We start from the raw sequence: 21,231 nt of genomic DNA, 5'->3' as shown, positions 1-21,231 counted from the left end.
ACGCAGAAGGGGCGAGGATCCGAAGATCCCCGCCCCTGATTCCCTGAACCCTTCGACAGGCTCAGGGTCTGGAAAGACTTACCAGCTCGACTTGGTCACGCCGGGCAGCTCGCCGCGGTGCGCCATGTCACGGAAGCGGACACGCGAGATGCCGAACTTCGTGAGGACACCACGGGGGCGGCCGTCGATGGCGTCACGCGAACGGACGCGCGCCGGCGACGCGTTGCGCGGAAGCTTCTGCAGGCCGACGCGGGCGGCCTCACGGGCCTCGTCGGTCGCGTTCGGGTCGACCAGGGTCTTCTTCAGCTCGGCGCGACGCTCGGCGTAACGCTCGACGACGACCTTGCGCTGCTCGTTGCGCGCGATCTTGCTCTTCTTAGCCATGGATCAACGCTCCTCTCGGAATTCGACGTGCTTGCGAACCACCGGGTCGTACTTCTTCAGCACGAGGCGGTCGGGGGTGTTGCGACGGTTCTTCTTGGTCACGTAGGTGTAACCCGTACCTGCCGTCGAACGCAGCTTGATGATCGGACGGATGTCCTGTGCCTTCTTGGCCATTAGAGCTTCACACCCTTCGCCTGGAGGTCAGCAACAACCTTCTCGATACCCCGGGCGTCGATCACCTTGATGCCCTTGGCGGACACGTTCAGCGTGATCTTGCGACCGAGCGACGGAACAAAATACGTCTTCTTCTGCACGTTCGGGTCGAAGCGGCGCTTCGTCCGGCGGTGCGAGTGCGAAATGTTGTGACCGAAGCCGGGAACAGCACCGGTCACCTGGCACACTGCTGCCATGATGACTCCTTCTCTACCGTGAGGCCGGACGGCCTCACCCAAGATCCCTTGTCTGCACACCTCTCCCCTGCTGTCCTTCGACGAGCTCAGGACCGGAACGGGGAGGAGGCATACGAACTGCGCACAGGAGTGTGCGCAGACAAAGAGCTACTTTAGCACGGATCCGATGCCGGGCGTGTCGGCCGCCGCGGCGGCCTCTGCGGCACCCCGCCCCCAGCGGAACGGGGACACCGTCGGATCCCCGGGGATCCAGAACCGCCACGGGAAGGCACCGGTGCCGGCATGCCCCGCGACCCCCACCCGCGGACCGGATGCGACCTCGGCGAGCGGATCCGCGAGCCACAGCTCGGCGCGGGCTCCCTCCCACTCGGCGCCCGTGAGCGCGTCGATGCCGTCGTGGCGGGGGTGCCGCAGTCCCGAGGCCTGGCCGAACCGGCCGGGACCGCGGGCGAGGTCGCGCAGCTGGGTCGCGCCGAGTTCGGAACGGGCTCCAGGCCGGATCCCCCGCCGCTCCGCCGCCGGGTCGACACCGAGCTCCACCGCGCCGGCCCGGAGCAGCACACCGCCGGCCACCCCGTCGGGCCCGCACACCACGTTCACGCAGGAGTGGATGCCATGGCTGAGGTACACGTACAGATGCCCCGGTTCGCCCCACATCGTGGCGTTGCGCGCGGTGCGGCCCATCCGGGCGTGCGAGCCGGGGTCGGGAACGGGCCCCGCGCCCTTGCCGTGATAGGCCTCGACCTCGGTGATCCGCAGCTGCACCGCCGCGCCGTCCACGATCGTGCGCAGCCGGGCGCCGAGCAGGCGCGGCGCCACCTCGAGTGGCAGGGCCAGCAGGTCCTCTCGGCGAGCGGGACGCAGCCCGTCGCCGACGGAGGGCAGCCGGGTGCCGGCCATCAGCGGTGCGGGGCCTGCGCGCACCACGACGGGTCGAAGCCGGCCAGCACCACGAGCTCCTTGCCGGTCTTCGTATCGACGATGTGCGTCTGCATCGTGGTCGGCAGCGGCAGCAGCGACTGGTCGTACGGGTTGTTCACGAGCTTCGGCGCCACCACGATCGCGCTGTACTGCCCGCTCGGCGAGGGGCAGGCCTGCATGATCGCGTCGGATCCGGTGACGCTGAACAGCTTCGTGGCCTTGCCGTCGTCGTCCACGCGCGTGACGATCTGCCCCGTCGGCAGGCCGCTCGCGTCGCGGGTGGCGACCTGGCGCAGCGTCCCTCCGGGGAACGGGGCGATGGTCCCCGGCACCCCGAAGTCGGGGGTCGATGCGGCCAGCGGCTTCTCGGATCCGTCGGCGAGGTTCAGCTCGACGAGGTCGTTGCCCCGGCTGACGATCGCCGTGTAGGTGCCCCGGGAGATGCCCTCGACGGTCTGCGCGGAGCCGAGCGCGGTCGGGGCCGCTTTCGCATCGGCACGGTCTTGGACGAACAGGGCGCCGCTGAAGTCGATGAACAGGACAGACGAGGAGTCGGGCACGAACGCCCACTGCGAGATGCTCGGCATCTTGTCGCCGATCTTGACGATCTGCGGATCCCCGTCGCCGGTGAGCGACTGCGTCACCAGGATGCTCGCCCGGCCGCTGGTGGCGCTGATGCCCTTGTCCGTGAAGGTGTAGCCGACGAGATTGCCGCGCTCCGACACCTGCAGGTTCGAGAGGAACCCGGGGCCGGGGAGCTTGAGTCCGCGCTGATTCTTGCCCTTCCGGTCCATCACGAGCAGCTCGGAGATCCCGTCCTTCTCGGTCGCCACCACGAGATGGTCCGCGGTCGCGCGGAAGTCGTCGATCTTCTCGTGCTGCACGACCGGGACGGCGTTCTTGCCGCCGAGGTCCGTGAGGAAGATGGTGTCGTCGCCCTTGGCGTTGCGCTGCAGCAGGAAGATCGTGGACTTCGGCGTCTGGAAGCTCGCCTGCAGTGTGCTCTGACGCTGCTTGTCCGTTCCCGTCGCGTCCTTCACGGTGACCGTGTAGTTCGTGTCGTCGTCGAGCGGCACGGTGAAGCGGATCCCGAGGTTGCGCCCCGACGTGTCGACCGTGAACGGCGCCTGGGGGCTCACCGAGACCTGCTTCGGATCCACCTTCGCGAGCGGCTGGCTGGCCGTGATGATCATGCGCGTGCCGGAGGCGTCGATCGCGGACTGCGCGTCGATCTTGACGCCGCTGACGCGCGGTCCCTGCAGGAGCGTGATCACGCCGAACCCGGCGACCACGACGACGAGCACCCCGATCACCGCGCCGAGGATCAGCGGGAACCGGCGGCGGCGCGCGACCGGCGAGGGCGTGGGGTGCGGCTGCCACTCCGGCGTCTCGAGCCGCGGATCCGGCGCGGCGTCCGCGACCGGGGCGGCATCGAAGATCTCGGCGTCCGCGGCCTCGGCCGGTGGCCGTTCCGGACTCGTGACCGCTTCTGCGGCCGGCACGGGGCTCAGGTCCACATCGGCCTCGGGGACGCTCTCGGATGCGGTCGACGGCTCGGATCCGCCGTTCGGCGTGCGACGAGGTCCCGGCGCCCGGTCGAAGACCTCCGCGGGCGCGGCGGAGCGCGTGACGGGCTCGTCCGCGGGAGGAACCTCCGGCACGGCGGGCGCGGCAGCCGCGGCCTCTTCGGCCGCGCGGCGGGCGCGCAGCTCGGCGCGGGTGAGGGGGCGATCCGCGTCGTCAGTGCTCATAGGGGTCCTTCGGCTCCGAGATCTTCGACACACTGGCCGGCACGATCGAGAGCTTGCCGTCCGCTGTCGCGCGGACCGTCCCCTTCACCTGAACCCAGTCGCCCACAGCGTACTGGCCCTGCCACCCGCCGATCTGCACCGGCACCGACGCCGGCTGCGCGTCGAGCACGCAGTGCGTGATGACCATGCGGGTCAGATGCGCCTGATCCTTCGCGGATCCGCTGGGGGTGAGGAAGCCCGTGAGCGTCACCGAGGAGCCGTCGTACTTCTCCGGCCGGCTGCCCGTGGCGAACACGCTGGCCCAGCCGCCCACGCCGAACGTGCTGGTGTCGGTGTTCGCCCCGAGCGCGACGTTGTCCGCGCCGGCGAACAGCACGTTGCCCACGGGCGCGCGCTGCATCGCCATGTCGACCGAGAGAGAGGCGGGCGGCAGCAGCAGCGCCCCCGCGACGACACCCGTCGCGATCACTCCGCCGGTCGCGCCCACCACGGCGCCCAGCACGCGGCGGCCGGATGCGGCGGGCGCGTGGTCGTGGTCGTCGTGTCCCGCGTCTCCGTGATCGTGCCCGTGGTCCTGCTCCGCGCCGAGCGGCAGCATGCACGACCACACGGCGCCGATGAGCGTCACGATCGCCGCCGCGACTGCGAACCACACCGTCTCGGGGCTGATGTAGAGCGTGAGCTGCCCGGCGAAGGCGAGCACCAGCGTCGTGACGGCGAGCGCCGCGGCCAGGCCGGCGCCGAGCCAGCGGGTACCGAGCGCCTGCGCGCGGGAGGGCCGGTGCGCGGTCGTGGACTCAGGCAAAGACGTTCACCCCGATCCCCAGGGCGAAGCCGAACAGGATCACGATGCCGACGATCCCGGCAAGGGTGCGCGCGGTGAAGGTCGTGCGCAGCAGCGCCATCATCTTGATGTCGACCAGCGGGCCGACCAGGAGGAAGGCGACGATCGCGCCCGGCGAGAACGTCGAGGCGAAGGAGAGTGCGAAGAACGAGTCGATGTTCGAGCAGATCGCCACCGAGATGGCCAGCGCGATCATCGCGACGACCGAGAGCAGCGGGTTCGAGCCGATCGCGAGCAGCACGTCGCGCGGCACGAGCACCTGCACGGCGCCCGCGAGCGCCGATCCGACGATCAGCGCGGGCATCACGGCGCGCAGCTCGATGAGGAACTGGGCCAGACTCCGGCGGACCCCGGATCCCTCCTCGTGGACGACGACCTCGCAGGTGTCCCGGAACCGCGCCGTGAGGAGCGCGTCGGGATCCGGGTGCCGGCTGTACACCCAGCCGATCAGGTTGGCCACGAGGTAGCCGCCGACGAGACGGGCCACGAGGATTCCGCCGTCGAAGCCGAAGGCCGCATGCGTCGTGAGGATCACGATCGGGTTGACGATGGGCGCCGCCATGAGGAAGGTCAGCGCCTCCGCAGGGCCCAGGCCCCGCATCATGAGCCCGCGCGCGAACGGCACGTTGCCGCACTCGCACACGGGGATGAGCATGCCCAGCAGCGACAGCACGGCCCGTCGCGCCCAGCCGCGCTTCGGCAGGATCCGCTCGATCACGCCCGCGGGCAGCCACACCTGGACCACGATCGAAAGCAGGACGCCGAGGATCACGAACGGCAGCGCCTCGAACAGCACGCTCAGGGAGAGGGTGAGCCCGTCCTGGAGCCGGTTGGGCAGCCGCGCGGAGAACAGGTGCGGCGCGAACACGTCGATCGCGACGAGGACCGCGACCACGGCAGCGCCGATCGCCGCGCCGATGAGCGCCGTGCGGCCGGACAGCCGCGGCTTCGGGGCGCGCAGGGCGTGCGGCGTCTCCGCTCCTTCTCGCGCGGCGGTCGCGCGGCGGCCAGGGGTCGTCAGGGTCACGCGACGATCACTCCTGCGCGGCGGCGTTGGCGCAGCTCGCGCACAGTCCGAAGATGTCGACCACGTGCTCTGCATCGCGGAAGCCGTGCAGGGCCGCGGTGCGCTGCGCCCACTGCTCGACGTCGGTGGCCTCGATCTCGACGGTCATCCCGCAGGAACGGCAGATCAGGTGATGGTGGTGGCCTTCGCTGCTGCACGCGCGGTACAGCGCCTCGCCCTCGGGACTCTGCAGCGAGTCGGCCTCGCCGGAGGCCGCGAGCCCGGCCAGGGCGCGGTAGACGGTGGCCAGGCCGATGCCGGTGTTGGCCTCGCGCAGGGCCTGGTGCAGGGACTGCGCGCTCACGAATCCGCGCACGTCGGAGAGCTCCTCGCGCACGCGTTCGCGCTGCCACGTGTTCCGCTGGGCCATGCCCCGAGTCTAGAGCCGCCCCCTGGTCCACGGCTGGGAGCAGTCCTTCCAGCCGCTGGATGCCCTGCCCCGGCCGACCGCGCCCGGGGCAGGGTCGCTCAACGACCGCGGGGCAGGGTCACTCGGCGGACGCGGCCTCAGCGTCTCCGGAAGGCTCGGTCTCGGCGGCGGGGGCGGCCGGAGCGGATCCGGATGCCTCGCTGCCGAGAGCGCCGTCGGGGCGGATCAGCTCGCGCACCTCGGCCATGAAGCTCGTGAGCTGCTGCTGCTGCCAGCGCAGCTGACGGGCACGATCGTCCGCATCACGGACGACGTTCCCGGTGTGCGCGGTCACCATGTCGACGATCTTCTGCGACTTCGTGCGGGCGCGGTCAAGGGTCTCCCTGGCGCGCACCTGCGCCTCGGCTTCGATCGCGCTCGCCTGGGAGCGCATCAGGCGCTCGTAGTCCTCGGCCTTCGCCGAGATCCGCTCCGCGTGCGCGAGCGACGAGGAGACCTGCTCGTTCGCATCGGCGGTGATCCGCTCCGCGTGCGCGACGGCCTGGTTGTGCAGCACCAGGAACTCCTGCTGCGCATCGTCCTGCCGGCGCGTGAGGGACTCCTCCATCTCGAGCACGCGCGCGTTCATCTCGCGCACCTCGCGCTCGGCCGAGACACGCAGATCCGTCGTCTCCCTGGTGACCATCGCGCGCAGCGCCGCCGCACCCTTCTCCGCCTCGGTGCGGATCGAGTGCGCCTCCTGCTCGGCGTGGTTCACCTTCTCGGCCGCATGCGCGGCCTCGCGCTCGACCTGCGCGGTGTGCGCGGTGAACTCGGTCTCCATCTTCAGCCGCACCTGATCCGCGTCGCGCTCGGCCTGCGCCGTGATCCTGGCCACATCCGCGTCGAGCTCGGCGCGCTTCGTGGCCGCCTCGTCACGCGCGGCTTCGAGCAGCCGCTCGGCCTGCACCGCGGCGTTCTGGATCAGGACGCTCGCCTGCTCCTCCGCCACGCGCAGCACGGTTTCGAACTGCGAACGGGACGTGGCCTCGTCGATGTCCTCCTGAGATCCGGCGAGCGCCGTGCTCAGCGACTGGATCTGCTGCGCCGACTCGGTGACCTTCGCGTTCGCCGTCGCGAGGTCGGACTCGAGCTTCGTCGCGCGCTTGTCGTGCGCGGCTGCGGCCTTCGCCAGCTCCTGGCGGTGCTTCTCGGCCGCCTTGTCGAGCTCGCCGCGCAGGTGCGCGTCGGTCTTCGCGCCGGACTCCGCAGCGCGGCGCAGCTCCTCCTTGAGGGCCGTCAAGTGCGCGTCGACCTCGGTCTTGTCGTAGCCGCGGAAGCCGATCGTGAAGGACTGCTGCGTCGTCGGGTTGTCCAGCAGCTGATCGAAGAAATCGCCCTGCTGCGCCTTGTCCTCGGTTGCTCGATCCTCGGTTGCCTCGGCCACGTGCGGCGCCTTTCTGTTCGCCCCTCCTGCTCCCAGGCAGGGGGGATGCGCCGGGAGGGATGGATGCGGAGGGGGAATCGCGTCGTCCGGCATCCCTGGGTGCGGGGGCCGCGATCCGCGCGAGTCCTGACGATCCTAACCCGCGGTTCCGCCCTGCCGACAGGGCCGGTCGAGTGCGGGTTCCCCGGCTGCGGGGGATACGCGGCAGAGCGGTCCCCTTCACTCTGAGCCCATCCGGCGCAACGCGCGATAGGCGGCCGCAACCGACCCGAAGCCGACCGCGCTCACCACGCTCTGGATGGGCATCGGCGGATGGGAACGCCGGAGCGTCAGCGCCTCCCTGGTGCGAACCCTTCGCAGCTCGCCCGCCGGTGTCATGCCGGATTCTTTGAAGGCAGCGTGAAGAGTGCTCCGTGAGATCCCCAGGCTTTGTGCGATCTTGTCGATCGACAGATCCGGCTCCGGGTATCTCGAGGCGATGATCTCGAGGGCGCTGCGGACGACGTCCGCACTGCCGTGCGGACGAATCGTCTCGAAGCCCAGAATCTGTGCGACCGCAGCGCGACACACGCCCCGCATGGCACCTAGGACGTGCGTCGCATTGTCGTAAGTGCCCTCCGGCATCGCGCAGGTCGTGGAGAGGACCGCGTAGATGAGGCCGCTCAGCACCGCAGGAGGAAACGTGCGCGTCTCGGGGGAACGCTCCACGATGAGGTCCTTGACGAAGGCCTCAGGGAACCCCACGACCAGGATCTCGGATCGCCGGCCCGTGGTGCTGATCACCACGTCATCCGTGCCGGAGAGGAAGAGGAGCGTCCCGTCGCCGCGAGTGACGGGACGCTCTTCAGACTCGACCTCGACCTCGCCGGTGTTGGCAAGCAGCAGGAGGACCTGATCCTTCCGCTTGTTCACCGTGAGTTCCGCCTTGGGCGTCGCCAGATTGAGAAGCCAGACGTCGCCCACCACCGCGTGGCGCAGCACCGCCGGCCCCGGCTCCGAGATCCGCCGGAACTCGATGCCGGCATCATTCATCCGGCGCGTGAGCCCCGGCGGCAGTGGCCTGTCACCCCATTGGATGTGCCAGCGGTTGACCTGGAACGCCCGGTCATGTGTCGTGCATGATGACATCCCGCCACGCGACCGCGTCGCGGGACGTGACGATCTCAGCCCGATCACGGGCTGATCGAAATCGACAAGAGACACTGCAACCCCCATAGGCACGCGACGGCGCCTGATCCCCGGAGCCCCTCAGATAGCCCCTCGGTGATTCTGCGATTCCCCGGTAGCTCGAGCCCGCGAAGCCGAACCAGTTAACCCTCTGATTCACCCATCGGCAGCGTGAGGCCTCCGCGCGCTGCAGATGCTTCGCCCCCATCACAGGGATTCAGGAGGAGCCGCCGACTCCAGGCCCCCAGATGTACCCGGCTTCGATGGCTCGCACGACAGCTTCCCTCGCCGACTTCGCACCGAGCTTGCGGTAAAGAGAGCGCTGATGGGTCTTGATGGTGTTCGGCGAGCGGAACAGCTCTCTCGCGATCTGCTCGCGCGTCAGACCGCGCGCAAGCCGCTCGAGGATCTCCAGCTCGCTCGCGCTGAGATTGGGGACGTCGATGCCGCCCTCGGCACGAATTCTCATCCCCGCGGGGAGCAGATCAGGTCCGCATTGACCCACGAAGGCAAGCAATCGCGGGGCGAACGCTTCCATGACAGCGAGGTCGAACGCACCCAGGGTCTGATCCGTCCCTGCCAAGACCTCGACGATGCTCGAAAGGGCCGCCTCGTCTTCGACCGTTTGGTAAGCGAGCGCCAGCACGAGCAGCCGGTGACGCTCCGCCTGGGTCAGATGCGCAGTCATCGACCGCGCGTCGCGGAGGAGCCGGATCGCGGCCTGAGACGCACCTGAGGCGATCGCCACCAAGCATTGCGTGATGCGAGAAGGCCACATCTGATCGTCGGGGTTCCCCTGCTCACGTCGCGCCCCCGCGACGTTGCCGCACATCAACGCGTCGAGGGCCAGGATCGTCTGCGGCACGCTGCCCGGTAGACCGGTTCCGCCGTCGCCCAGTCCGCTGGCGAGGAGCGTGCGTATGCGCTCGCACAGTTCGCCGCCCCTGCCCGCGATGATGCCTGTCCTCTGCAGGGCCAGCAGGTAGAACGGCCACATCTCGCCCATCTGCCCGTAGGTGAGCGTCATCGCCGCATCGAAGGCGCCGTCCGGATCCCCGTCTGAGAGCAACGCTTCGACGAGACTCTGCTCCGAGTCGAGCTGCATCTCCGCCCAACTGGTCGAGCGGGGGACGCGGCGCGCCTCGGCCAAGTGCGAACGCGCAACAGAGGCGTCGCCGTAGAGTCCGTGGATCATCGCCGCCCGCAGGTTCGCCTCGCGTGTGAAGAACTCGACGCCTTCGGAGGGCGGCACACGAAGCAACCTCGTGTAAAGGGCCAAGGCATCCTGGAATCGCCCCGCCAGCGCTGCCGTCATCGCGGCCTGCTCGATCGCGAACGCGCGAGCGCCATGGGTCGGGTCCAGAACGGTCGGAGAGGAGTCCCGCACGTCGGGCAGTTCGCTGAGGATCCCATATGCATGCCCGACATCACCGACGAGGCGGGCCTGGGCGCCCTCGATGAGGCCGATCCAGTGACGATGCCGTTCGAGAGGGAGCAGCTCTCGGACCGCCGACAGCTGGCTCGAGGAAAGCCCTCCCTCGCCCATGGAGAGCAGGTGCAGCACGAGAGTCGCTTCCAAGCTGCGGTGAAGCTTCTCCTCGGCCACGGCGCCGAGCATGAAGGACAGCTCCGGCGGGGGCACTGAGAACCAGAGCTGGATCGGTCGCAGTGAGAGCAGCTCAAGGAGCGCATCGTCATCGCCGGCGAGCGACGCCTCCCGCGCTCGCGTTGCGATGTAGTTCATGAGCACCTCACCACTTCCCGGATTGGGATATTCCAGTATCTCGAACGGGTGACAGCTCACCCGATCACGCCGATCACGCCGATCACGCCGATCACGCCGATCGACTATCCGGCGCACTTTGTCCGAGTCTTCGACCATTTCCTACGAATGTCCCGCGAATAGCCCGCCCTTCAGTATCTTTTGAAAAGGCGGAGGCGTCCCCAGCGTCCTGCGCCGGTTGCAGAAGAAGAGGTCGGGTCCCCAGCCCGTTCGCATCGATGGCCCTCGAGCCGGTAGATGACTCGGCGGGGCGCGACGATCGTCGCGCCCCGCCCAACCGCATCCCGCGCGGTCGGCTTGAGCGGCGCTCGGCCTCGCGATCGTGGGCGAAGACGTCCCCGTCAGCGCAACGGCCGCGAGCGAGCGGAGTCCTGCGCGCCGACTTCTCACCGCTCTGACGCTCGGATCCGATCGGGGCGAGCGCTGCCGAGCACCGCCCGCCCCGATCCGCGTTGAGGGATCAGCCGATCAGCAGCTCCAGCTCAGCGTGACGCTTCCCGCCGTGCGGACTCCCGCAACCGATGCGGCCCCGCCGGAGTTGTCGATCGTGCCAGCGACGCCGCTGGCCACGTAGCTTGCACCGCCGGCGCCGGCGCCGCCATAGTTCTTGTGAACATCGGTCGCGTTGTCATCGATGTAGGCGATGGCCCCGGACCCGCCGCCCGTATAGCCGCCACCGCCCGCACCGGTTCCGATGTACTCGACATCGGTGCGGTTGGCTCCGAGTCGGCCGGTGACCACCCCGTCTGCGCCGTTGTGTCCCGATGCCGCCTGGCCGGCCGTGGTCTCCTGATAGGGGCCGGATGCAACGCCACCCGTGCCATCGGCGTGACCGCCGCCAGCAACGAAGCCATCGGCGCTCACGGCACCACCGTCAGTGCCGGCATCCCCGCCCACTCCGCCCGTCGGCCAGGTGCCGTAGATCCATCCCAGGGTGCCGGCGCCGCCGCCACCGCCGGCTACCACCAGTGGGGCGCCGTTGAAGACGATCGCGGACGCCCCGCCGCCTCCTCCACCGAGCAGGCGGTATGCAGGCACAGGGCTGATGGTGGTGGAGCCGCCGGTACCGAAGCCACCACCACCCGTGTTCTGGGAGCCTCCGCCGAGCCCGCCCTGCCCGATATTGATGGTGAGGACATCCCCCGGGGTGACCGCCAGAGTACCGATCACGCGAGCTCCATGACCGCCGAGAAGGTGACTTGCCCAACCTCCAGCGCCGCCGGTCACGACATAGCTCACGGCGGTGACGCCTGCCGGCACCGTCCAGTTCTCGAGACCGCCCGCAGCATCCGTCGCGCTGGGGACGGTGAAGGACTTCTGACCTGGCGTGCACCCGGCGACGGACGCGGCATGCGCGGGAACCGCGATCGCGGCCGCCACCACGGGAACGGACCACGCCGCACCCTTGATCAGGGTCCGCCTCTTGACGCTGCTCGGCGTCGACGAATCTGTCATCTTGTTCTCCCCTATAGATCGTTCGGCTGCCCGGCAGCCCTGTTGACCCTGTCCATGCTGATTCGCAGGCACGCCTCGAACGCTCCGATCGGATGATTCGAACCGGCGCTGGATAAAACGGCACAGGAGAGCTCAGTCGGCCGCCGCGCGGGGTGGGCGCGGAACGATCGCGCTCATCGCGCCGTGGATCGAGTGCGCCGTCGGCACCGCCTCCGGATGCCGGCCACGCGCCGGGGTGTCAGGCGCTGCCGGATCGGATCCCGGCGATCACGGCACGGATCGCGATGGCTCCGCGACGGCGCTGCTCCCCCCGTTCCACGCCCGCGAGCGGTCCGCGCAGGCAGAGCTCCGCGAAGCCGTGCACGGTGGCCCAGCACGCCCAGGCGGCGTCGTCCCGGCTGGCCGCGGAGAGATCGCCGGCGACCACGAGATCATCGAGCGCGGCGGTCAGCGCGTCGGCAATCGGATGACCTGGTACTCGTCCGCGGAGTCGGCCTTCGGCGCCGACATGGACTCCGGCCCCGGCGAGGGATTCGGCTTCAACGTGTTCCTGCGCGACGGCGATGACGTCTACCGCACCTGGCACACGAACGGCAGGGGCGCCGAGCGGTTCAGCGTCTCGTTCGCGATCTCCGACGTGCTCCCGTACGGACGGCAGGAGCAGTGGCAGGACGTGCCGGAGGGCTGGCCGCAGGATCCGACATACTCCCGCTGGTTGACCTCGCAGGACGTGGCCGCGATGTACGGCGACGCCCGCGCCTGACACAGCGCCGCGGCGCGGAGTGCACGCGGGTCACGCGACGGCCCCCTCCGAGACGCGGGGGGAGAGCCGCACGACCCGCTCCTGACGGGCGCCCACGATGCGGCAGACGAGGTAGATCGCGAACGAGATCGTCGTGATGTACGGGCTCACCGGAAGCGTGCCCATGACGGCGAGCAGAATTCCGCCGACGGCCGAGACCAGACCGAAGAGCGCCGCGAGCAGCGGCACCGCGATGGGGCCGGAGCGGATCCGCATCGCAGCGGCCGCGGGCGTCACCACGAGCGCCATCACGAGCAGCGCGCCGATGATGTGCACGGCGACGGCGACCACGAGCCCGAGCAGCAGCATGAACGCGAACGAGACGCCGACCGTGGGCACGCCGCGCGCGGCCGCGGACTGCGGATCGAGCGACTCGAAGCGCAACGGCCGCCAGATGAGGAGCAGCCCGACGAGCACGACGGCGCAGATCGCGGCCAGCCAGCCGAGCTGGGTCGACTGCACCGAGACGATCTGCCCGGTGAGCAGGCTGAACCGTCCGGCCGCGCGGCCGCTGTAGAGCGACAGGCAGAGGATCCCGAGGCCCAGCCCGAAGGGCATCAGCACGCCGATGATCGAGTTGCGGTCGCGAGCGCGGGCGCCCAGCCACCCGATGATCGCCGCAGCGAGGAGCGATCCCACGATCGATCCGGCGATCACGTCGACGCCGAACAGCAGCGCCGCGGCGGCACCCGCGAACGAGAGCTCGCTGATGCCGTGCACCGCGAACGCCATGTCGCGCTGCATCACGAAGACCCCGATGAGTCCGCCGACGAGGCCGAGGATCGCGCCGGCCCACACCGAGTTCGAGACGAGCCCGAGGATCTCGCCGTACTGCGAGAGGCCGCCGAACATCGCCTGGCCGATGTCGTCGATGTTCATGCGCCGTCCTCGTGGTCGTCGTGCTCGTGGTGGTGCGCGGCGATCTCCGCGTCGGGGGCGCCGACGACCACGAGCCGGCCGCCGACCTCCTGCACGAACACGGGCGCGCCATAGAGCGCGCTCAGCACCCGTGTGGTCAGCACCTCGCGCGGGGTGCCGAGCGTGAACCGCCCGTTCGCGATGTAGAGGATCCTGTCGACGATGTCGAGCACCGGGTTGATGTCGTGGGTCACGAGCAGCACGCCGGCTCCCGTGCGGCGATGCGCGTCGATGAGCCCGGTCACCGCCTGCTGATTCGCGAGGTCGAGACTCGTGAGGGGCTCGTCGCAGAGCAGCAGGCGCGGATCGTCCGCGAGCGCCTGTCCGACGCGCAGCCTCTGCTGCTCGCCGCCGGAGAGCACGCCGACCGGACGGTCCGCGAAGTCGCGGGCGCCGACCGCGTCGATGAGCGCATCGACGTGGGCCCTGTCGCCGCGGCGCGGGAACGGAAGGCCGAAGCGGTGCCCGTCCACGCCGAGCGCGACGAGATCCCGCCCCCGCATCGAGGTCTCGGCGGGCAGGGGCCTTGCCTGCGGCAGGTACCCGATGCGGCGGCTGCCGCGGCGTCGCACCGGTTCTCCGAGCGCGACCACGGTCCCCGCGGACAGCGGCTGGAGCCCCAGGATCGCCCGCAGCAGCGTGGTCTTCCCCGTGCCGCTCGGCCCGAGCACGGCGACGAGCTCACCGGGGGCGACGTCGAGGTCGAGTCCGCTCCAGAGCTCCCGGTCGCCGCGGTGGATCGCGGCGCCACGGATCTGCAGCACGGGCGCCGGAGCGGACGTCCCGTCGGACGCCGTCCCGGCCCGCGTGGCGTCGGAGGAGAAGGTCACTTGTCGAGATTACGGGTCAGAGTCTCGATGTTGTCCTGCATCCAGGTCAGGTAGGTCTTGCCGTCAGGGACGAGCTCGGTGACCTCCTGCACGGGGATGCCCTTGCCCTTGGCCGCATCGATCACGCGCGTGGTCTCGGCGCCGCCGGTCTGCGCGTTGGCGAAGAGCACCTTCACGTCGCCGGAGTCGATGAGCTTCGTGGCTTCGAGCAGGGTCGCCGGCGGCACGTCCTGTCCCTCCTCGACCGCGTGGCTGAACGCGTCGGGTGTGACGTTCACCAGCCCTGCCGCCTCGGTGAGGTAGAGCGGCACGGGCTCCGTCACGAAGATCTTGGAGCCGTCATGCGCGCCCTTGATCGCGGCGAGCTTCGCATCCAGGCCCTTCAGCCCCTCCTCGAAGGAGGCGAGGTTCTTCTCGAAGTCGGCTTTGTGCGCGGGGGCGATCGCGCCCAGCTCGTCGGCGATCTTCTTGGCCACGTCGTCCACGACCGCGGTCGAGTACCAGACGTGCTCGTTGAAGCCCTCGACCGTCTTGGCGCCGTCCTCGCCCTTCGGCCAGCCCGGGGCGAACGTGACGGCGGAGACGACCGGCACCGAGTCGGCGGCCTTCGCGACGAGGTCCCCCATGAACGCGTCGTACCCTCCGCCGTTCTCCAGGACGAGCTTCGCCTTGCTGACCGTGAGCTGGTCGGCCGCGGTCACCTCGTACTCGTGCGGATCCTTGGAGAGCGAGTCGATGACCGAAGTGACCTCGACGTGGTCGCCGCCGATCTGCTTCGCCACGTCGCCCCAGACATTCGTCGAAGCCGTCACCGGGATCCGGTCCGCGGAACCCCCGGTAGGCGATCCCGCCGCCGTCGTTGCGGAGCATCCCGCGAGCGCGAGGAGCGAGGCGGCGGCGAGGGCGAGGGCGGCGAGGGGCTTGGTCATGTCCTCGACCCTACGTTAAATGAGAATCATTATCAAAACGGACCACCCGCGGGATCCGACTTATTTTCCGGTCTGGCTCCACTTTGATTCTTGCTGTCAGAATCTAATTCGCCTCGCCGACGGCGCCGGGCTCGAAGATCAGAGGAGATCACCCATGGCGAACGGATCCCACGTCCTGCTCGCGCACGCTCATCCCGACGATGAGAGCTGCGCGACGGGGGGAACGATCGCGCGGCTGGTCGCCGAAGGGCACGGCGTGACCGTGGTGACGTCGACGCAGGGCGAGCAGGGCCGGATCGCCGTCCCCGAGCTGTCGCACCTGCACGTCGACCAGGACGACGCGCTCGGCCCGGAGCGTGCACGCGAGCTCGACGCGGCGATGTCCGCGCTCGGCGTGGCGGACCACCGCTACCTCGGCGGGCCGGGCCGCTTCCGCGATTCCGGGCGGATGGGGATCGCCGCCAACGACCGCGCCGACGCCTTCTGGCAGGCCGACCTCGATGAGGCGGGGCTGCTCATGGCGGAGATCATCCGCGAGGTCCGCCCTCAGGTCGTCATCACCTACGACCCGAACGGCGGCTACGGGCACCCCGATCACATCCAGACCCACCGCGTCGCGATGCGCGGCGTCGAGCTCGCCGCCGACCCCGATGCCGCACTCGACGGCCCGGTGTGGGACGTGCCGGCCGTCTACTGGACGGCCGTGCCCCGTCGCCTGATCGTCGACGAGCTGACCGCCCTCGCCACGCACGCGGACGAACTCGGGCTGTGGGTCGACCCGGATCCGGCCGAGTACCCCGACGGCGTGCACGACGACGAGGAGATCGACGTCGAGTTCGACGTGTCGGCGCACCTCGACGCGAAGGCGGCCGCCCTCGACTGCCATCGCACGCAGCTCACCGTGAAGGGCCCGTACTGGGTGCTCGCCTCCGGGCGGGGGATGCGTATCCAGGATCGCGAGTGGTTCATCCGCGTGAAGGGCGGGCACCGCACGTCCGCGGACTACGAGACCGAGCTGCTGCCCGTGGCGGCGCGATGATGGCGCGCCCGACCCTCGCGCTCGACGACCGTCGCACCCAGCGCGCCCGCATCGTGGGCGCCCTGCACGAGCAGCGCAAGAGCCGCACCGACCTCGTCGAGCAGTTCGGCGTCAGCTCCTCCCTCATCACCCGCGTCGTGCGCAGCCTTCTGGATGACGGCGTGCTGCGCGAGGTCGGCAACCAGGCCCAGAGCATCGGCCGCCCGCCCGTGCAGCTCGAGGTGGTGCGCGACTACGGAGCACTGCTATCCGTCTCCTGCGCCTCGGACTCGCTGCGGGCCCGCAGCATCAACCTGCACGGCGGCGTGATCGCCGAGACCGTCGCGCCCGCGACGTCGGGCCGGGTCGACCCGGCCGCCATCATCGAGCTCGTCGCGGGCCTGGTCGAGCGCACGCCGCACCTCCTGGCCATCGGCGTCGCGGTGCCGGGCGTGGTCGACGCGGAGACCGGCGACGTGAGCGCGGCTCCCGATCTCGGCTGGGAGTCGGTGGTGCCGCTGCGCACCATGCTGCGCGACCGCTTCGGGACCGTCGTCACGATCGACAACGACGTGAACCTCATGATGGCCTCCGAACGCCGCAGCCTCGACCTGCGCGCCGGCCGCAACGCCGTCTATCTCTACCTCGGCGAGCGCGGCATCGGCGCGGGCATCATCGCGGGCGGCCGTCTCATCGAGGGCGACCACGGCGCCGCGGGCGAGATCGGGCTCTTCCCGCTCAGCGCCACCGATCGCACCGACTTCGAGGACTCCACCTCCACGATCGCCATCGCGGCGCGGCTCGAGGCCGCCGGCCACGACATCGGCGGACAGGCCGTGGACCGCCTGCTCGCGCTGGCGGACGCCGGCGATCCCGCGGCCCAGACCCTCCGCACGGAGATCCTCGCCTCGTTCTCGCACGCGATCGCGGTCATCACCGCCATCCTCGATCCGCACGTGATCCTGCTCGGCGGGCACGCAAGGGCCTTCCGTCCGGAGGACCACGCGGAGATGCTCGAGCCCGTCCGCAGGAATCTCCCGTTCGCCCCCGACGTCAGAGCCGCCCGCGCGAATCCGAACGCGGTGCTCGACTCGGCGGTGAACCGCTGCTGGCAGCAGCTGCTCACGGGAGGCCTCTGATCGCATCCCCCATTCCCCCGAACCCCACCCGATCCGCGGCACCCGCCGCACCACTTCGACGAGGAAGACAAATGAAGGCACACAAGATCACCCGACCCCTGCTCGCCGCCGCGGGCCTCGCCTCCGCCGGAGCACTGCTGCTCTCGGGCTGCGCCGGCGACGTCAGCGCTGCGAAGCCGACCCAGACCAAGGCGTCCGCCACGGATGCGCCGAGCGAAGGCCTCACGATCTACACCGGGCGCGACAAGGACGAGGTCGCCTGGGTCGTGGGCGAGTTCGAGAAGAAGTTCCCCGAGTACAAGGGCAAGGTGCAGACGGTCATCGCCGGCGCACAGGACAACCTCGACCGGGTCCGCGCCGAGAAGGGCAACCCGCAGGCGGGCTTCCTCTGGGGCGGCACCCAGCAGCAGTTCGAGCAGGCCGCCTCCGAGGGGCTGCTCGACGCGTACACGCCGAAGAACGACAAGGGCGTTCCGGACAAGTACAAGGACCCCGAGAACCGCTGGACGGCGGAGATGCTGCTGCCGGAGGTCATCATCTACAACTCCGACCTCCTCACCGAGAAGACCGCTCCGCAGGATTGGGCGGACCTCGCGAGCCCCGAGTGGAAGGACAAGATCGTCATCCGCGACGTCATGCCCTCCGGCACGATGCGCACGATCTACGCCTCGATGGTCTACTCGGCGTTCGCGAAGGACGGCAAGCCAGAGGCCGGCTACGACCTCCTGAAGAAGATCGACGCCAACACCGTCTCGTACGCCGCCAACCCCGACGACATGTACACCCAGCTCGACCAGGGCACCGGTCAGGTCACGGTCTGGAACATGCAGGACGCGCTGATCCAGCCGCTCAAGAACAACCGCCCGTGGGGCTACATCATGCCGAAGTCGGGCGCTCCCGTGCTCGTCGACGGCGTCGGCATCATCAAGAACGCGAAGCAGGCATCCGCCTCCAAGTCGTTCATGGACTTCCTGATGGAGCCGGGGATGCAGGCGAAGCTCGCGACCGACTACTACCAGATCCCCGCGATGGACATCCCGAAGGACAAGCAGCCGACCTGGATGAAGGACTTCAAGATCAACGAGATGAAGATCGACTGGAAGGTGTTCGCCGACCACCAGAGCGAGTGGATGACCTACTGGGCCGACAACATCAAGGACAAGGGCTGATCTGACGCATGGTCTCGGTCTCTCTGCACCAGCTCCGCAAATCGTTCGCCCGCTCCGGCACCGTCGTGAACGGCATCGACCTGACGATCGACGACGGGGAGTTCTTCACCCTCCTCGGCCCGTCGGGTTGCGGCAAGTCGACGACGCTGCGCATGATCGCCGGGTTCGAGGAACCCGACAGCGGCACGATCCACTTCGACGATCGTGATGTGACGTACGCTCCGGCGAACAAGCGCGACGTGGGCCTGGTGTTCCAGAACTACGCCCTCTTCCCGCACATGTCCGTGAGCCGCAACGTCGGCTTCGGGCTGGACGTGCGCGGGGTGCAGAAGGCCGAGGCCGCCCGTCGGATCTCCGACGTCCTGCAGCAGGTGGGCCTCTCGGCCCAGGCGAATGCACGCGTGGACGAGCTCTCGGGCGGGCAGCAGCAGCGCGTCGCGCTCGCCCGGGCGCTCGTCTTCCGTCCGCAGCTCCTGCTGCTCGACGAGCCGATGTCGAACCTCGACGCGAAGCTGCGACTCGAGATGCGCAGCGCTCTGCGCGACCTGCACGCCGAGACCGGGATCACCTCGGTCTATGTCACCCATGACCAGGCGGAGGCGCTGGCGATGTCCACCCGCATCGCCGTCATGAACACGGCCGTCGTGCACCAGGTGGGCACCCCGGACGAGGTGTACAGCCGGCCGCTCACCGCGTTCGTCGCCGGATTCCTCGGACGCAACAACCTGCTCCGCGCCACCGTGCGCCGGAGCGACGGCGGCCGCGCCGAGCTCACACTGTCCGACGGCAGCACTCTCGCGGTGCGCACCGGCTCGGCCGCCCCCGGCGTCGACTTCGCCGTCGGATCGGACGTGATCGCGACGATCCGCGCCGAGAACGTCCGCCTCGCCGGCGCCGCCGACGACGCCAACGCCGTCTCCGGCACGGTGGCGGACGTCGACTTCATCGGCCACTCGCTCTCCTGCGAGCTGGACACCGCGGTGGGCCGCATCAAGGTCGACCTCACCGGGTCCCACATGCGCCCCACGCGCGGCGACGCCCTGCGGGTGGTCCTGCCGGAGGACGCCGCGTACTGCGTGCCGGCGGACAGCTGATGGTCACGCTCACCAACGCCCAGCGCGTCGTCGGGCCGTCGAAGCGCCCGTCCTGGATCCGCCGACGCTGGTCGACGGCGCTCACCCTCGCCCTCCTGCTCGTCGTCCTGCTCGGCTACGTCATCGGGCCGATGATCGCGACCGCACGACGCAGCGTCTCGCAGGACAAGGCCGAGATCCTCGGGTTCTCGTTCAAGGCCTGGGGCGACTTCTTCGCCAACCCCACGCAGACCTCCGCGATCGGCGGATCGATCGTGCTGTCGCTGCTGTCCGTGCTGTGCGCGGGAGTGCTCGGCACCGGCGTGGCGATCCTGCTCACGCGCTGGGAGTTCCCCGGCCGACGCGTGTTCCAGGTGCTGGCGCTGCTCCCGATCGCGCTGCCCCCGCTCATGGGCGTGTGGTCGTTCAAGCTCCTGTTCGGCGTCGGCGGACGGATCCCGTTCGCCCTGCACGAGCTCTTCGGCGTCGATCAGAAGGCCTTCTGGCTGCAGGGCGTCGCCGGCGTGCTCATCGTGCACGCCATGACGATGTACCCCTACTTCTTCCTCACGGTCTCGGCGGCGCTCGCGAACTCGGACGCGTCGCTCGAGGAGGCGGCGGCCTCGATGGGGGCGCGAACCGCGCGCATCTGGGCCAAGGTCGTGCTGCCCATGCTCACGCCGGCGCTGGTCGCGGGCTCGCTCATCACCTTCATGTCCGCGATGTCGTCGTACACCGCCCCCTTGCTCTTCCAGTACACCGACGTGATGACCCAGCAGATCGTGATCGCCAAGACCAACGGCGACATGAGACTCGCGTCGATCATCTCCACCACGCTCGCGGTGATCTCGATCGTGTTCCTCGCGATCATCCGCTCCTACGAGCAGCGCAAGGTGTACCGCACCCAGTCCAAGGGCGGCGGACGCAAGCGGTCGACCGTGGCCTCCACGCCCCTCCGGGTGCTGCTCTTCGTCGTCGCCGTCCCCGTGACGCTGTTCCTGGTGCTGCCGATCCTCATGATCGCGGTGCTCTCGGTCACGGCGAAGGGCGGCTGGCGGATGAGCGCGCTGCCCACGCAGTACACGCTCGAGTGGTGGGGCCAGCTGTTCAGCGGCTTCGAGTTCTGGCGCCCGGTGACCAACTCCCTGCTGATGAGCGTGATCGCCGTCGGCGGCGCCATGATCCTCGGCGCCGGCGCGGCCTACGTGATGAGCCGGATGCGGTTCCGCGGCAAGCTCGCGCTCGACATCGCGATCATGCTTCCCTGGGCGCTGCCGGGCACGGTGGTCGCCATCAACCTCATCACCGCGTTCTCGAGTCCCTCGCCCTTCGCCTTCGGGCAGGTGCTGGTCGGCACGTTCGCGATCCTTCCGCTCGCGTACTTCGTGCGGTTCAACCCGCTGATCTTCCGATCCACCGTCGCGTCCTTCTCGCAGCTCGACCCGAACCTGGAGGATGCGGCCCGCAGCCTCGGCGCGAGCTGGTGGTACGCGTTCCGCCGCGTGGTGCTGCCGCTCATCTCGCGCGGCATCATGGCCGGTGCGCTGCTGGCGTTCGTCGACGGCGTCGGCGAGTTCGTGGCGAGCATCCTGATCTACACCCCCGAGTGGATCCCCCTGTCGATCGCGGTGAACAACGAGAACTACCAGGGCAACATCGGCACCGGTTCGGTGTACGGCATGATCCAGGTCCTCCTGGTGCTGGTCGTGCTGATCGTCACCCGGCGCATGGAAGCCAGGGAAGCGGCGACGCCCGCCTTCTGACCGCCGCCCACAG

Annotated in this window: 22 protein-coding genes; 6 read left to right on the top strand and 16 right to left on the bottom strand. The window is 69.5% G+C overall.

Features of this window, described 5'->3' with window-relative positions:
• Nucleotides 1-78: 78 nt before the first annotated feature.
• The 13 genes from rpsN to RS86_RS20930 form a co-directional block, all read right to left on the bottom strand.
• Nucleotides 79-384 carry a 30S ribosomal protein S14 gene (gene rpsN / locus RS86_RS06840; RefSeq protein ID WP_045250847.1) on the bottom strand — a complete coding sequence of 102 codons (306 nt, stop codon included), beginning with the start codon at nucleotides 382-384 and terminating at the stop codon, nucleotides 79-81.
• Nucleotides 385-387: 3 nt separating this feature from the next.
• Complete coding sequence (rpmG, locus tag RS86_RS06835) at nucleotides 388-558, bottom strand: 50S ribosomal protein L33 (RefSeq protein WP_045250846.1); 171 nt, start codon at nucleotides 556-558, stop codon at nucleotides 388-390.
• Nucleotides 558-794, bottom strand: a complete 237-nt coding sequence (gene rpmB / locus RS86_RS06830; protein WP_045271470.1) for a 50S ribosomal protein L28 — start codon at nucleotides 792-794, stop codon at nucleotides 558-560. Before rpmB ends, rpmG begins: the two co-directional genes overlap by 1 nt.
• A gap of 147 nt (nucleotides 795-941) precedes the next feature.
• A complete protein-coding gene (locus RS86_RS06825; RefSeq protein ID WP_045271537.1) occupies nucleotides 942-1,694 on the bottom strand; it encodes a DNA-3-methyladenine glycosylase in 753 nt (250 codons plus the stop codon).
• Nucleotides 1,694-3,466 carry a TolB family protein gene (locus RS86_RS06820; protein WP_052680121.1) on the bottom strand — a complete coding sequence of 591 codons (1,773 nt, stop codon included), beginning with the start codon at nucleotides 3,464-3,466 and terminating at the stop codon, nucleotides 1,694-1,696. Before RS86_RS06820 ends, RS86_RS06825 begins: the two co-directional genes overlap by 1 nt.
• Complete coding sequence (locus RS86_RS06815; protein WP_045271469.1) at nucleotides 3,456-4,271, bottom strand: TIGR03943 family putative permease subunit; 816 nt, start codon at nucleotides 4,269-4,271, stop codon at nucleotides 3,456-3,458. The genes RS86_RS06820 and RS86_RS06815 overlap by 11 nt, the downstream gene beginning before the upstream one ends.
• Nucleotides 4,264-5,250 (bottom strand): permease, encoded by a 987-nt coding sequence (locus RS86_RS06810; protein WP_045271535.1) that lies wholly within the window; start codon nucleotides 5,248-5,250, stop codon nucleotides 4,264-4,266. The genes RS86_RS06815 and RS86_RS06810 overlap by 8 nt, the downstream gene beginning before the upstream one ends.
• 94 nt (nucleotides 5,251-5,344) lie before the next feature.
• On the bottom strand, nucleotides 5,345-5,746 hold the full coding sequence (locus RS86_RS06805; RefSeq protein WP_045271468.1) for a Fur family transcriptional regulator: 402 nt from the start codon (nucleotides 5,744-5,746) through the stop codon (nucleotides 5,345-5,347).
• Nucleotides 5,747-5,864: 118 nt separating this feature from the next.
• Nucleotides 5,865-7,172 (bottom strand): cell division initiation protein, encoded by a 1,308-nt coding sequence (locus RS86_RS06800; RefSeq protein ID WP_200892759.1) that lies wholly within the window; start codon nucleotides 7,170-7,172, stop codon nucleotides 5,865-5,867.
• 219 nt (nucleotides 7,173-7,391) lie between these two features.
• Nucleotides 7,392-8,300 carry a helix-turn-helix domain-containing protein gene (locus RS86_RS06795; RefSeq protein WP_160299674.1) on the bottom strand — a complete coding sequence of 303 codons (909 nt, stop codon included), beginning with the start codon at nucleotides 8,298-8,300 and terminating at the stop codon, nucleotides 7,392-7,394.
• A 256-nt stretch (nucleotides 8,301-8,556) separates the two neighbouring features.
• Nucleotides 8,557-10,221 carry a helix-turn-helix transcriptional regulator gene (locus RS86_RS06790; protein ID WP_082076633.1) on the bottom strand — a complete coding sequence of 555 codons (1,665 nt, stop codon included), beginning with the start codon at nucleotides 10,219-10,221 and terminating at the stop codon, nucleotides 8,557-8,559.
• A gap of 369 nt (nucleotides 10,222-10,590) precedes the next feature.
• Nucleotides 10,591-11,577 carry a hypothetical protein gene (locus tag RS86_RS21080; protein WP_052680120.1) on the bottom strand — a complete coding sequence of 329 codons (987 nt, stop codon included), beginning with the start codon at nucleotides 11,575-11,577 and terminating at the stop codon, nucleotides 10,591-10,593.
• 238 nt (nucleotides 11,578-11,815) lie between these two features.
• Nucleotides 11,816-12,004 carry a hypothetical protein gene (locus RS86_RS20930; RefSeq protein WP_235281670.1) on the bottom strand — a complete coding sequence of 63 codons (189 nt, stop codon included), beginning with the start codon at nucleotides 12,002-12,004 and terminating at the stop codon, nucleotides 11,816-11,818.
• On the opposite strand from RS86_RS20930, the gene RS86_RS06775 reads away from it, so the two are divergent.
• Complete coding sequence (locus RS86_RS06775) at nucleotides 11,936-12,340, top strand: DUF899 family protein (protein WP_419177695.1); 405 nt, start codon at nucleotides 11,936-11,938, stop codon at nucleotides 12,338-12,340. The genes RS86_RS20930 and RS86_RS06775 overlap by 69 nt on opposite strands.
• Before the next feature lie 30 nt (nucleotides 12,341-12,370).
• Here RS86_RS06775 and RS86_RS06770 read toward each other — a convergent pair whose 3' ends face one another.
• The 3 genes from RS86_RS06770 to RS86_RS06760 all read right to left on the bottom strand — a co-directional run bounded on the left by RS86_RS06770 (nucleotide 12,371) and on the right by RS86_RS06760 (nucleotide 15,056).
• Nucleotides 12,371-13,258, bottom strand: a complete 888-nt coding sequence (locus tag RS86_RS06770; RefSeq protein WP_045271465.1) for a metal ABC transporter permease — start codon at nucleotides 13,256-13,258, stop codon at nucleotides 12,371-12,373.
• Entirely contained in the window at nucleotides 13,255-14,061 is an 807-nt protein-coding gene (locus tag RS86_RS06765; RefSeq protein WP_235281677.1) for a metal ABC transporter ATP-binding protein, read from the bottom strand. Before RS86_RS06765 ends, RS86_RS06770 begins: the two co-directional genes overlap by 4 nt.
• A 62-nt stretch (nucleotides 14,062-14,123) precedes the next feature.
• Nucleotides 14,124-15,056, bottom strand: coding sequence for a metal ABC transporter solute-binding protein, Zn/Mn family (locus RS86_RS06760; protein ID WP_045271463.1), 933 nt, complete (start codon nucleotides 15,054-15,056; stop codon nucleotides 14,124-14,126).
• Nucleotides 15,057-15,210: 154 nt separating this feature from the next.
• On the opposite strand from RS86_RS06760, the gene mshB reads away from it, so the two are divergent.
• The 5 genes from mshB to RS86_RS06735 all read left to right on the top strand — a co-directional run bounded on the left by mshB (nucleotide 15,211) and on the right by RS86_RS06735 (nucleotide 21,218).
• Nucleotides 15,211-16,095 (top strand): N-acetyl-1-D-myo-inositol-2-amino-2-deoxy-alpha-D-glucopyranoside deacetylase, encoded by an 885-nt coding sequence (gene mshB, locus RS86_RS06755; RefSeq protein WP_045271462.1) that lies wholly within the window; start codon nucleotides 15,211-15,213, stop codon nucleotides 16,093-16,095.
• The gene (locus RS86_RS06750) at nucleotides 16,095-17,213 is read left to right on the top strand and encodes an ROK family transcriptional regulator (protein ID WP_045271461.1); all 1,119 of its coding nucleotides are present in this window, start codon (nucleotides 16,095-16,097) and stop codon (nucleotides 17,211-17,213) included. The genes mshB and RS86_RS06750 overlap by 1 nt, the downstream gene beginning before the upstream one ends.
• Before the next feature lie 71 nt (nucleotides 17,214-17,284).
• On the top strand, nucleotides 17,285-18,382 hold the full coding sequence (locus RS86_RS06745) for an extracellular solute-binding protein (RefSeq protein WP_052680119.1): 1,098 nt from the start codon (nucleotides 17,285-17,287) through the stop codon (nucleotides 18,380-18,382).
• Between the two features lie 8 nt (nucleotides 18,383-18,390).
• Nucleotides 18,391-19,476, top strand: a complete 1,086-nt coding sequence (locus tag RS86_RS06740; RefSeq protein ID WP_045271460.1) for an ABC transporter ATP-binding protein — start codon at nucleotides 18,391-18,393, stop codon at nucleotides 19,474-19,476.
• On the top strand, nucleotides 19,476-21,218 hold the full coding sequence (locus RS86_RS06735; RefSeq protein WP_045271459.1) for an ABC transporter permease: 1,743 nt from the start codon (nucleotides 19,476-19,478) through the stop codon (nucleotides 21,216-21,218). Before RS86_RS06740 ends, RS86_RS06735 begins: the two co-directional genes overlap by 1 nt.
• The last annotated feature ends 13 nt before the right edge of the window (nucleotides 21,219-21,231 follow it).

The sequence above is a fragment of the Microbacterium azadirachtae genome (assembly GCF_000956505.1).
GTDB classification, from domain to species: domain Bacteria; phylum Actinomycetota; class Actinomycetes; order Actinomycetales; family Microbacteriaceae; genus Microbacterium; species Microbacterium azadirachtae_A.
This window is presented reverse-complemented; position numbering and strand designations above follow the sequence as displayed.